The sequence below is a fragment of the Paenibacillus silvestris genome (genome assembly GCF_009882985.1).
GTDB lineage: Bacteria > Bacillota > Bacilli > Paenibacillales > NBRC-103111 > Paenibacillus_E > Paenibacillus_E silvestris.
Genome location: NZ_WTUZ01000040.1, coordinates 777,941 through 790,963 on the forward strand (window position 1 = coordinate 777,941; position 13,023 = coordinate 790,963).

General features: G+C 45.6%; 10 protein-coding genes. All 10 read right to left on the reverse strand.

The window, feature by feature from the left end; genetic code table 11:
• Window positions 1-4: 4 nt before the first annotated feature.
• The 10 genes from GQF01_RS35525 to uidA all read right to left on the reverse strand — a co-directional run bounded on the left by GQF01_RS35525 (window position 5) and on the right by uidA (window position 12,983).
• Window positions 5-931 carry a carbohydrate ABC transporter permease gene (locus GQF01_RS35525; protein WP_161412026.1) on the reverse strand — a complete coding sequence of 309 codons (927 nt, stop codon included), beginning with the start codon at window positions 929-931 and terminating at the stop codon, window positions 5-7.
• 69 nt (window positions 932-1,000) lie between these two features.
• A complete protein-coding gene (locus tag GQF01_RS35530) occupies window positions 1,001-2,359 on the reverse strand; it encodes an ABC transporter substrate-binding protein (RefSeq protein ID WP_161412027.1) in 1,359 nt (452 codons plus the stop codon).
• A gap of 133 nt (window positions 2,360-2,492) precedes the next feature.
• Window positions 2,493-3,272 carry a response regulator transcription factor gene (locus GQF01_RS35535; RefSeq protein WP_161412028.1) on the reverse strand — a complete coding sequence of 260 codons (780 nt, stop codon included), beginning with the start codon at window positions 3,270-3,272 and terminating at the stop codon, window positions 2,493-2,495.
• Between the two features lie 16 nt (window positions 3,273-3,288).
• A complete protein-coding gene (locus GQF01_RS35540) occupies window positions 3,289-4,617 on the reverse strand; it encodes an ABC transporter substrate-binding protein (protein ID WP_235960884.1) in 1,329 nt (442 codons plus the stop codon).
• Between the two features lie 9 nt (window positions 4,618-4,626).
• Entirely contained in the window at window positions 4,627-6,429 is a 1,803-nt protein-coding gene (locus GQF01_RS37015; protein ID WP_161412030.1) for a sensor histidine kinase, read from the reverse strand.
• Between the two features lie 156 nt (window positions 6,430-6,585).
• Window positions 6,586-7,452 carry an AraC family transcriptional regulator gene (locus tag GQF01_RS35550; protein ID WP_407945446.1) on the reverse strand — a complete coding sequence of 289 codons (867 nt, stop codon included), beginning with the start codon at window positions 7,450-7,452 and terminating at the stop codon, window positions 6,586-6,588.
• A gap of 156 nt (window positions 7,453-7,608) precedes the next feature.
• Window positions 7,609-8,817, reverse strand: coding sequence for an MFS transporter (locus tag GQF01_RS35555; RefSeq protein ID WP_161412032.1), 1,209 nt, complete (start codon window positions 8,815-8,817; stop codon window positions 7,609-7,611).
• Window position 8,818: 1 nt separating this feature from the next.
• Window positions 8,819-9,304 (reverse strand): DUF6530 family protein, encoded by a 486-nt coding sequence (locus tag GQF01_RS35560; RefSeq protein WP_161412033.1) that lies wholly within the window; start codon window positions 9,302-9,304, stop codon window positions 8,819-8,821.
• A gap of 421 nt (window positions 9,305-9,725) precedes the next feature.
• Window positions 9,726-11,144, reverse strand: coding sequence for an MFS transporter (locus GQF01_RS35565; RefSeq protein ID WP_161412034.1), 1,419 nt, complete (start codon window positions 11,142-11,144; stop codon window positions 9,726-9,728).
• Window positions 11,145-11,186: 42 nt separating this feature from the next.
• Complete coding sequence (gene uidA / locus GQF01_RS35570; protein WP_161412129.1) at window positions 11,187-12,983, reverse strand: beta-glucuronidase; 1,797 nt, start codon at window positions 12,981-12,983, stop codon at window positions 11,187-11,189.
• Window positions 12,984-13,023 lie beyond the last annotated feature (40 nt).

Sequence of the window (13,023 nt, forward strand, 5' to 3'; positions counted from 1 at the left end):
CATATTAATCCTCCCCCTTGCGCAAGTTCGAAATTAAGTAAGGAATGATTAACAAGGAAACAAGCAGCAGCATAATCATGGCGATTCCTGCACCTTGGGCATAGTGATTTCCGCGGAATGTCGTTTCAAACATGTACACGCCCGGCACATCTGTGACAAACATCGCGCCAGGACCTGTCATGGCATAGACGAGATCGAAGATTTTCAAGGATATATGCGCCAAAATGATAATCAAGCTCATCGTAATTGGCTTCAGCTGCGGCAAGATCACCTTCCGAAGCACCTGCCATTCCGTTGCGCCATCCACGCGTGCAGCTTCCCGCAGTTCATCGGATATATTCCTTAATCCAGCCAAATACATGGCCATTGCGAATCCCGACGTTTGCCAGATGGCCGCAATAACAACAGCGATAATGGCTACCGGTAGGCCAAAATTAATCTGGCCCATCGAGATTTTGGGTATAATCTCTGTACTAATAAACCAATTGGGCACATTCGTAACGCCGAGTGACTTCAGCAGTAAGTTAACCCCCGTCGTTGGGTTCAATATCCACTGCCACACAACCCCGGTTACAACAAAAGAAAGTGCCATTGGAAATACGAATATATTTCGAAAAAAAGCTTCCCCTTTAATCTTCCTGTCTACCATGACCGCCAAAAATAAGCCAACAAACATGCCGCCTGCGATAAATAGAGCGGTAAACATCACCGTATTTCTTAAATCAGATTGAAACCGGAAATCTTGAAATAGAAAAGCATAATTGCTGAATCCAGCGAAAGTCAGGTTCTTAACAAGTGTGTTCCACTCGGATAGGGACACGTAACCGGTCCAGGCGATAAAACCATATACAAATATGGCGATTGCAATTAAAGACGGTAACAACATGGCGATAGGCACAAGTTTCTCCGACTTTGAGCGAAAAGCATTCATCTATTCACACTCCAGAAAAACAGGGCCAGATGCCTAATTCCAACATCTGGCCCTGTCGATTTTTCAAACTTATTTCTTCATCCCATTGGCAGTTTGTGCTTGTTTCAGTGCTTTTGCCGCTTGTTCTACATCGCCTTGGGTCACGAAAATATTAATCGCTTGGTTGGCTTGTGTCGTAAAGCCTTCAGGCGCTGCTGAGCCGTGGGCCATACTTGGAGTCAGCTTGCTCTTTTTGAAATCTTCGATCGTCGTTTTCCCATAGATGTCGTATTTGGAAACATCCGCATCAACCCTTGCCGGAATGGAACCCTTCAGCGGATTAAATACATCTTGACCTTCTACGGAGCCAAGCACCTTCAGAAACTCTTTAGCCGTTGCTTGATCTTTGGAGTCTTTCGGCAATGCAAACGTATCCGTCACAACCATGAACGTACCGTCTGTATTCGGGGACGCAACCCAACCGAAATCTTCGTTTACTTTCAATTTCAGATCTGTTGTGAAATAACCTTTTGCCCAATCTCCCATGTTGTTCATTGCTGCTTCACCTTTGGCTACCAACTGAGCAGCATCCTGCCAGTTACGAGCAGCATGGTCTTTATTCGTATAGGAGAGCATCTTTTTAAATGTTTCGAGCGATTTTTTCACGCGAGCGTCATCAAATGGAATTTCGCCAGTCCATAACTTTTTGTAATCGTCAGCGCCAAATTCGCCAAGCAACACATTTTCGAACAACATGGTAGCTGTCCAAGGTTCTTTATCACCGAGTGCCAAAGGCGTGATGCCCTTCGCTTTCAAAGCGTCTGCCACTTTAATAAATTCATCAAACGTCGTAGGCGCTTTCAAACCATTCTGGTCAAAAATTTTCTTGTTATAGAAAATAACATTCCCCCGGTGAATATTAACCGGTACCGAATAAATGTTGCCGTCCTTGCTAACCATCTCGATCAGGTCTTTCGGAAACTTATCCTTCCAACCTTCCTTGTCGTACAGGTCGTTCAATGGGCTTACCTTGGCTGCAGCCACCCAGCCTGTATTCAGTTCTGCTCCGCCATGAACTTGGAACGCTGAAGGCGGATCTCCACCTTGCATGCGGGAGGCGAGAACAGCTTTGGCATTGGTTCCGGCACCGCCGGCAACAGCCGCATTAATCACTTCAATGTCCGGATATTTATTTTTGAACAGTTTAATAAGTCCTTGTAGACCCGCTTCCTCACCTGCACCCGTCCACCAGCTGAAGATTTCCACTTGTTTCTTAGCAGCAGCCGGAGCTGGAGTAGCAGGTGTTGCTGTTGCGGCAGGCGTGTTAGCTGCTGCAGCCGTGGTTGGAGCCGGACTGTTTGTCGCCTCATTGGTGTTGGAGCCGCATGCCGTAAGAAGTGAACTCGTTAATGTGACAGCCGAAAGAATCAAAGATAATTTACGTTTCACAGTACTTCCCCTTTCAGATCGCTTTTGTATGAAACCGCTTTACAAAATTATCTTACTCAATTGGGGAATTTCTTTTAATGAGGTAAATCTATCTTTTATTCTGTTTTTTTGCACAAAACGCAATTCCTGTTAATTAGGCATGCTTTGACCTATAATCGCCAGGCGACATCCCCTTTTGCTTTTGAAACCATTCACTGAAATAACGGGGATTCGGATAACCGACAGACTCCCCAATTTGATAAATCTTGAGGTTGCTGCTGCCAAGAAGTTCACAGGCTTTCTCTATGCGCAGCTGCGATAAATAATCGCTGAACGATTTGCCCGTCTCTTGACGGAACAACCTGCTCAAATAATTCGAGGTCACGAATAACTCATCAGCAATCTGATTGAGATGCAGATCCTCTGTGAACCTCGCGCTCATCATTTGAAGCGCTTTCTTAATTAAATATGAGCTAGGTTCCTCAGCAACCTTCTGATCTTGTGTACTTTTGTCTGGCGCTGCTGCCTCATTCGTACATAACATCTTTGCTTTCTGCAAAGCCACTTCAATTTCTTCCACATCCGAAGGTTTAAGCAGGTAATCCACAGCACCTAATCGGAGCGCTTCCTGGGCATATTTAAAATCACCATATCCGCTAAGGAAAATAACCTTCGTGTTCGACAGCAAACGACTTTCTTTCTCTAATTCGCGCAATCTAGCAACTAATTCAAGACCGGTCATATTGGGCATCCGAATATCCGACAACAGAATGTCGACGGGGTGTTCCTCCATATAGCGGATAGCTTCGAGGCCGTCTTGAAACACTTGAACCAGCTCAATCCCCAGCAGTTCCCAATTGATATGCTCGCTTAAGCCTTCGCGAATCCAGGTTTCGTCATCAATAATCACGGCACGGCAAACGGTCGCGTTCATCGAGTCATCCTCCATCCTATTTCAAATTTCCATTCATTTTCATTGAAAGCTGACGTAATTCATTAGCTGCATCTTTAAATGATATTTCCGGCTTGGCAAAAGATGTAATGATTTTGGCCAAAGCCCTCTCTTCGATTTCCACCATAGCCGGATAATAGCTGATGGAAGGTTCAATTTTGGCCATCTCCATGCTTTTCAAAATTAAAGCAAAGTCGGGTCTCGTCTCCTCAAAGGACGGATCGGCTAGAATGGAGCGTCTTGCCGGTACTCCCCCCTGCTGGGCATAGATCATTCCGCCGCGTTTGCCAGTTGCATACTGGAGAAATTTCCAGGCGTCCACCGAATTTCTGGAACTAGCATTAATGGCGAGCGTCCAACCATGCTGAAACGGGACTCGCTTGATATGGCCAAGCTGATCCTTCGTGCCAGGGATTAATGCAATTTTTATCGCGTCTTTATTGGGGTCGCTATTTTGCTTGATCATGGGATACGCCGCATTCCAATAAGGAGCGGCCATGGCAATCTCGCCGGCTATCAAAGCGTCGCGGGTTCTGGTGAAATCCCAGCTTAGCAAATCCTGCGGAACAACCTTCTCCTGGACCAGCTGCTCGATATATTTGCCGGCTTGAATCGACTCCTCTCGATCCAACAAGACGTTCCCGTCTTCTTCATTCAACACATCGCCGCCGTATGACCATAACAAAGAAGCGAAGATCTTGGATCTTTCTTCCGGTACAACAGCTGGCATAGCAAGTCCCCATCTCGTGGGGGAAGTGGGGTTCTGACTTCTGCTATACGCCTTGGCTAATTGAAATAACTCGTCCCAAGTTTCCGGTGGGTTTGGAATTAAGTCACTTCGATAATACAGGAAATGCGTGCTAATATCTGTTGGCAAGGCATAGGTCGTATCTTGATATTTGTACGTGGCCAAAAAGTCGCTAACATCAAACGACTGGATATCCGTCAATTCTTTATCATTCATGAAGGAATCCAGTGGAAGAATGGCACGAACTGCTGCGAATTGAGCAATCGATGTATTGGGAATAGAGACAATATCGAACGACTCTGTTCCTGCCAACAGCTGCGTGCCAACGGAGGTAAAATACACATCTCGTCCCAACTCGATGAATTCCACCTGGATGCCCGTATCCGCTTCAAACGTCTGGGAAATTTGGCGCATCGCAGTAGATTCCGTACCTGTACGAATCAATACTTTTATTTTTTTTGGGCTCGCTACTGCTTTAGGCGAATCAACAGTCACCCGATCGAGCAACAGTAAACTGCTCAGCGCCCAAACTAGAAGCAAGACGAACGAAACCAACATTAATCGATTGAAATGCAGCATTTTCAAATGCTATGCCCCCTCTTGATCCTCCTGGAACGAAGCCAATCGATAAGGGATTGTAACCGTTACCAACGCTCCTTGATCCTCACCAGCCGCTACCTCAATGCCATATTCAGTTCCGAAAGCGGTCTGAATTCTTTGTTGAACATTTCGCAGGCCCACATGCGTGTTTGATGCAGCATTCTGCAGCAACAGCCGAACATGCTCCAGATCGACCTGTCTGCCCGTATTCGAAATGACGATTAGCACCTTCTCTTCGCTCCGGAACGCTCTTATCCTTATCTTCCCGCCATCTTGGCTTTTGGATATGCCATGTTCTAAAGCGTTTTCAACTAACGGCTGCAGAATAAGCGGCATAACTCTTACAAAGGTAACTTCAGGATCTATCTCAATTTCGTAATACAGCTTGTCTCTGTACCGGAAGGATTGAATTTGCAAATAGTTCTCCACATGCTCAAGTTCTTTCCCAAGTAGCGTCCACTCCTGACCGGCATTTAAGGTGAAACGGAAGAACCGTCCGAGCGCCGTTACCAGCTTGCTGATGGATTCCGCTTTGTGCTTCTTAGCCATCCAATAAATCATATCGAGCGTATTATATAAAAAATGGGGATGGATCTGCATTTGCAGCGCTTGCAGAAGTGCCTCGCGTTTCTCTTTCTGCTGCCTTTCATTCTCATGAATCAAAGCCTGAATACGGTCCATCAATCGGTTAAAACTAAATTGCAAAATGCTGATCTCTTGAATCGGTCCTTGCGTATCTCGTACGTGAAGATTGTCTTTCGCAGCGAATGCCATTAATCGGGCAAGATTAATAACCGGCTTAGAAATGGCGGTAGCCAGTAGAAATGAGACGATTACCGCGACTAGTGCTCCAATGGCCGACATCATCAGCAAGTACCGCAATATTTTCTGATTGGGGCCAATTAATTCATTGATGGGAACGACCGCCGTCATCTTCCAACCGCTAATTTGGGAGGTGTCGAAAGCGAGAAGCCATTTGCCATCAACAATTTGCAGCCCTTGGCCTTGAGCCGGCAAGTCATGTATGGCTTGGCTGATTTTATTATTCGGAGACAGCTGAGGATCTTGCTGATAAATGACATCACCAGACGCATCCGTGACTAGCAGCGAGCCTGTTGAACCAATTTGAACGTTGCGCAAATGCTCGCTAATGAAACGATCGTTAAACTGCACAAATAAATAGCCCCTAAGCTTAGCTGTGTTACTGTCAATGAGCCGCCTGGCAGCCGTGACGGATGCGCGAACTGGCGTTTCGAAACCGTCCTTAAGACGGTAGATCGACCTTTTATCGCTAAACCAGTTCATCTTTAAGGGCTGACGCTCAATCTGATCCATCACAAACTGAATATTGACTCGATCCACTTGCTCATACGTGTAAAATAAATTTTCTGTCGAAAGAACCTCATGCCCCGCCGTTATAAAATAGATGGCACGGATGTGCTCGAGCCTGCCACGAAACAGATTGGAATACACCATATTTTTAAACTTTTGATTAGCTTCGAACAATGGATAGGACGAGTCCAAGGGACCATTTAAGAAATCAAGCGACTGTTCATACAGCAACGTCCAAGTGAGCCGATCAATCTCGGAGAGATTAGCATCCAAAGCCCGCTGCGTCTGCCCTACCGTTTGCAACAAATACTGGCTTACCTGCTTTTGAAACAATTCATTTTCCTTTTTATAGGTAATATAGGTAATTACGACTAGAGGCAGAATCATGAGCAAAAGAAAAACAGACAGCAAGATAGTGCGAATTGAGATCAATTTGCTGACATTATTGAAAGCGCTCACCCTTTCCACCTTAAATACAGGAATAATCTACCACGTTCAATTTGAAATGTTTGTCGAAACAAGTGAAAGATCACATAAAAAATAATAAATTGTTGCAAAAAAAAGAGATGATGCTTAAGAAGCACCACCTCTACACATTTGTCCATGAAGCCCATCTTACTTTTTCGAAACGGGAATCCATATTTCACTTCTGAAATTAGGCGATGTGACGTCTTTACTTTCATTCCACAGGATCTCTGGACCCTCCAATTGCTCATAACTCGAAGAGGGAAACCACTCGGAATAGATGCGGCCCCATACCTGTTGAAGAGTTTCTGGAAAAGGACCCACAGCCTCAAATACGGCCCATGAGGAGGCAGGAACTTCAAGCGAAGCCAGATGCTCCGGGCATTCCAACGTCGTTGCTGCTCCAATATAATGATCAAGCTCCCCTTTCTCTTCCATCCTCCCTTCTGAAAAGTTGGCTGACCCGCTAATTAGCCCTTTTGGCGCTACATTGGATAGCGATTTGAGCTGTTGAATCAGGTCTGCATTTAAACTTGCCCACATCGCTGCGATTTCTGGATTCACGCCATCAAACATAATGGACACCCTTTTCTTAAGTCCAACAATGCGAAACGCTTCTTTTTCTTCAATCCGGTAGTTCATGACATCTCCTCCTTGAATCGTGAGCTGGAAGGTCAGTCTCGGATAGGCTTTTAACGTTTGCCCCGTCTCTCTTGCCTCCGATGGTGTTATCCCATGCAGGCTTTGAAAGGCTCTGGTAAAAGAGTCCGGCGAGTTATAGCCGTATTTTACCGCCAAGTCAATGATCTTTATAGGGCTATGGTTAAGCTCAAATGCGGCAAGCGTAAGCCTTCTGCGACGGATGTACTCCGATAGCGAGACACCTGACAAGAATGAGAACATTCTTTTGAAATGAAACTCTGAGCACAACGCTACTCTGGCTGCTTCTTTGAAATCAATCTCTTCCGTCAGATTGTCTTCGATATAGGACATTGCGCCATTCATATTTTCAAGCATCCCCAAGCTCACCTCCAACTCTTATCTATAAAATAACAAAAGTCCGGAGTCTACATCCGACTTTTCGTGTACAATGCGGCAGGGTACTTTCCTAAAAGAAGAAGAGGCTGCCATAAGGTCTAGTAACCTTGCCGGACAGCCTCATCGTAAAGCACATCATAAACTTTGTGCCCGCGTCTGTTTCTCCTGTTTTTCCTTCATGATCGGCACTAACAGCCAAGCTCCAATAATAAGCAGGCAACCGCTAAGCACATAGACCGCAAACAGCGAGGACAGATCTTTTAAATATCCCGAAATCGACATGCCCACCACCATCATACCCATAAAAATGGGGGTTATTGCGCCTCCGACCCTTCCCATATAAGCGGCTTCTGTATTTTTCATAAGAAGCGTTTGAATGCCAACTTGAACGCAGGGGTAGAATAGCCCGCTTAGTGCCTGGAGTGCAAAGGACAGCACCAGTATCTTCGATGCTCCTACGGCAATCGTGCATATGGCGCTAACCAGCAAGCCCACTGCAAGAAGCACCTGCGGTTTCACTTTCTTGGCTACAGTCATGATGAAGGCTCCACCAATCAGCATTGCCGCGCCATTCGTCATGAGAAACCACTGCATGAATGCTTTATCCTGACCTAAGTTTTCTATCGTGATGAAAATCATTAGAGGCTGAATCATTCCCGCCGCAAGCCCTGAAGCAGCAAATGTTGCACCTAGGGTTCGTAAAGAACGGTTAGACCATACATAACTTATCCCGGCCTTCATCTCGGACATAAAACTACCGGCTTGATCCGTCTTCACATCGTCCGTGTCACGTGGCAAGAACGATAAGATAATGGCAGACGTCAGGAAAAATAAAAACGTCAATAGAAGGGAAACCTGAATACCAAACTGGATGAAAACAAAGACACCAATGATTGGACCTACGATGGTAAAGATGCCTATTAGAGATTGAGAAAGCGCCATGACACTTTGCAGTTTGTCGCCTGCGACATGCTTCTTATAGAGCTTCATCGCGGAGGGCTGCGAAAATTGAGATAAGCTCGCAGAGATCAGTGTTCCAATTAATAACGCATACCATTCACCCATCACAAGAGCAAGCAGCACGGCTATCACGGAAATGGCTGATAAAAAGTCACTCCAAACCATCGTTCGCTTGGGTTTCCAGCGGTCTGCAAATGTCCCTCCGATAATCGCGAATAGAAATATAGGAGCAAATTCAACGACAGAGATGAGTGACACATACGTAGGATCATTATTCGTTATATCTGTAACATATAAAAGTACGGCAAAATTTCTTATCCAAACACCTAATTGCAGGAACACCCGCGAAAGGATAATGGTTCGCACATATCGATTCGTAAACACGCTAATACCCCATATCTTTTAAAATTCTAGACAGCGTACGCAGACGTTCGCCATTAAGCTCATCATCTTCACTAAGCGCTTGGCTGAACAGTTTAATATCTTCATTAATTTTTTCGTTATCTGTACAGACCGCTACAGTCATCGCATCTCCTTGCAGACCTACACGGTCAATCACCGGATTCTCTGGATCGTACAAGTTCTTGTTTCGATATGCCTCTTCACGGAAATAGAGCATGCTTCGTGTAACAAGAATGGCCAGGTCGAGAACGCGATGCAGTGGCAGCTCTTCCGATTGTCGGGACCATTTCTCCCCCGTGTATCGCCAGACTTTGGCCGAAATGTCGACCTTCCCTCTGTCGTTCCATTGGGCCAATCCCAAAGAGAGCCCTTTCGCATCGGATGTACCAGCGGCGTATCTGCCATCCACTTGCTCATAGTTTTCAGAAACAATGACAGGCTTATGTTTTAAAGAAGTAGGTATTTTCATTTGGTTATCTCCCTCGTTTTTATTTAGTAATTTAGTAAATTACTAATTTAGTAATTCACAAACCAAATTCTATCGTGAGTTCTCGAATAAGTCAATATGTAAACGCGTATTGTTCATTTTTTTCACAAACGACCTCTAGGTTCCGCTATACGTCGCTGCCAGCAGCATGCCAACTCGGCGTGGAGGGCTGGGCCGAGGCTCGGCTACGGGGAACTACAGGGCGCTATTTCTGCGAAATAGCCCCTTTTTACGCCGAAGGGGAACTGTGGTCCCTTATTTCTAAGATTTGGCTGATATTCCGCCAAATTCTTAGAAATAAGACCCTCCAGTTCCCCGAAAAGATCTCAAACACCCCTGAGCGCATAAATAGCGCCCTCAGGTTCCGCTATTGCCGCCGCCACCAGCCCGGCTATGACTATCCCTACTTTCCTCCGCTGCTCAGCCTCATTTCATTCAAATGTTCGGCAAGCTGACTCGTTCGCTGTTTATTCAGCGGGTATAAGAAAATGATGATGATGAATATGATCAGATACACGATGCCTGGGACTAAAGTGGCCAAAGTGTATATGCCATCAAGTGCTTCCTTGCTCTGCACAGAGCGAGCCGCATCATACCCAACAGAACCGATAGCCACGCCGCCTATGCCGCCTGCAAGCGCTTGCCCGACCTTGCGGGCAAAGGAATAAACGGAGTACACGGTGCCATCTTCCCGCATGCCAGTCACATACTCCTGATAGTCAATCACGTCAGTGACAAAAGCCCATACGACTAAATTGAAAAAGGCAAAACCAAACATCCCAACAGCGGAAATAATCACAAATTGCCAAGCTGTCAAACTCGGTAAGAAATACAAAGTAAGGTAGACGACAGCGGAAAGCAGCATGCCAGCTGCTGCGATCTCCTTCTTGCCGAATTTGTATACCAATGATTTCACGAAAGGAATCGCGATAAATACCGCAGCTGTCTGGATTAATCCCGCCATACTCAACATCGAAGCGCTTCCAAAATAATTTTTAAACAAATACACATTCACTGCGCCTACCAGCATGGAAAGCATCATAAACGTGAGCGACGCAATCAGAATGGAGATTAATGGTCTATTTTTTAACATGCCTTTTAACGTTGTACGTAGTTGAATCTTATTCCTTTGCGTTTCTGGTATTGTAATCCGTTCTGTTGATAATTTATAACATGCCATGTAGCACGCGATCGATAAAATACCAAAAATAATTGCTGCCAGCATGAACCTGTTGGAATCCGCTTTATTGTTAACGAACAGGATTAAAGGCCCCACCACGTTGATAATTAGACTAGCCAGCATTGCCCCCATCGTCCGAAATGTCGATAAAGTTGTACGCTCGACCGAGTCGCTCGTAATCACAGACGCCATAGATCCGTATGGGATATTGACTGTGCTGTACAGCGTACCCCAAACCAGATAAGTGACAAACGCATAGGCCATATAGAAGCCATCTGACATCCCTGGAATCTTCACGAACATGAGAATACCTGACAAGACAAGCGGAAAAGACATTCGGAAGATCCAAGGCCGAAATTTGCCTTGAATCCCCGCTTTTCTCGTGTCGATGAAACGCCCCCATACCACATCTGCAACAGCATCCCAAAGTCTTGCGATTACAAATACAAGACCTATCGTCGCAGCGTGAATCTTAAAAATATCTGTGTAGTAAACCATTAAGAATGAGCTTACCAGGATGAAGAAGAAATCATTTCCGAAATCACCGAACAAATAACCCAGCTTATCCCGGACCCCGAAAGGGCGGCTCGCCTTGGCGTTAATCTTTGTTTCAGACACATTGTGAATAACCATATTACTCATTGTATCCCCCCACTACATGTGCGATTGCCGTATGCTCGGATGCTATTTCTTATACCCGTACTCTGGAATAGCCAGCCATCTTTTGCGCAGTTCATGAGCGGCATATTTCGGCTTTCGATCCCGCGTGAAGATGCCTTTCTTATTTCCTTGAACCCGAATAATCCCTTGGGACGTGTTAAAATCTGCAAAATTCCAAACCTGCTCGCCAACGAAGGTGTTAAACTCATCAAATACTTCGTGGTTAGCTCGCAAGTACTCGACCTGAAACTCCTCGGTAAACATTACAGGGTCTACATCATGCAAGCCAGCAATCGTATCTGCGCCATACTCCGTCATCATAATCGGCTTGCCTGGGCAGCGTTTGCCCCATCCGTTCAATTCCTCGCGCAGCTTGATCTTGGCCGCTTCCATATCCCCGCTTTGTACATACCAGCCGTAATACCTATTCAGTGCAAGCACGTCAACTAGCTCAGCAACTTTACATGTTTCAGGCGTTGACATAAGGTGTGTGACAATGGTCACAGGTCTTTTTTGCGGATCAAGCTCTTTGGCAAGCTCGACAAGCGGCTTGAAGTAAGCATCTGCTCCCTCTTCTTCCGAGGCCGGCTCATTAGCTATTGACCACATAACGACACAAGCGTGATTTTTGTCCCGCGCGATGAGTTCCCGAATAACGTCTTGGTGATGTTCTTTTGTACGAAGTTCCTCCCACGTTTTCCGCTTCGCACCGTTTCCGAACATCGCCATGAAATTAAGATGCAGTCCGACGGCAGGCGTCTCATCAATCACAACAAGTCCTTCCAGGTCAGCAAGTCGCATTAATTCCTCGGAATAAGGATAGTGGGCTGTACGGAACGAATTGGCACCGATCCATTTCATCAAGCGGAAATCCAGAACATTGGCCGCCTCATTCAATCCTCTTCCATGTATCGCAGAATCTTCATGTTTCCCGAACCCTTTGAAATAAAATGGCTTATGATTAATCAGGAATTTCCCATCTTTAACCTCGACCGTTCTTACACCAAAAGGCTGTTCATAAACATCAACAAGCTGTCCATTATCGCTAATCTCAACTCTAAGCGTGTACAAATAGGCTTTCAGAGGCTCCCACAGTGTCACCTCTTCGATTTCGATCATCCCCTGAAGTCCATTGCTTTCTCCTACGACTACACCTGACTGATCGACAACAGCTGCCTTCACTTGCCCTTTCCCCGTTATGTCCACTTCATACTGAACAATCCCCTTCTGTTCGTTCCAATTGGTTAGAATGGTCACATCTTTCACATGCACATGAGGTGTTGTATATATTTTCACCGGTCTATGGAGGCCAGCATAATTAAAGAAATCAAAGTTCGGACTATTTTTCGCAACAAGGCCACGCCCCGGAACCTCCTGCTCACTATAGTTGCCTACTGGCAGTGTCGTCTCATCCACGATATTGTTCACAGCAACCGTTAATCGATTATGCCCCGTTGTTAAAAAGGTGTTGATTTCCGCTTCAAACGGTGTGAAACCACCTTTATGCTCCATAACAGGCTCTCCATTCACATAAACCACAGCTCGATGAGTAGCTGAACCAAAGCGCAAGACAATACGCTCCGACATCAGCAAATTTAATACGGTGAAATCTCGCTCATACCAGACCCAGCCCACATGGTTTCGTATATCAGCTGTAACGCCTACATCATTAAAGGATGATGGCACTGACATCGGGATGGTTTCTCTAAGCGAAGTAGCGAACCATTTCTCTTGAAAGCCCTTTCCAAAATCCAGTTTAAATTTCCAAATCCCACTAAGATCTATCATTCCCCGTGACTCTGAGACGATTGGATATAACATAACACCCGCTCCTTTTAATCTGATTTTCAAGCTCAACAAT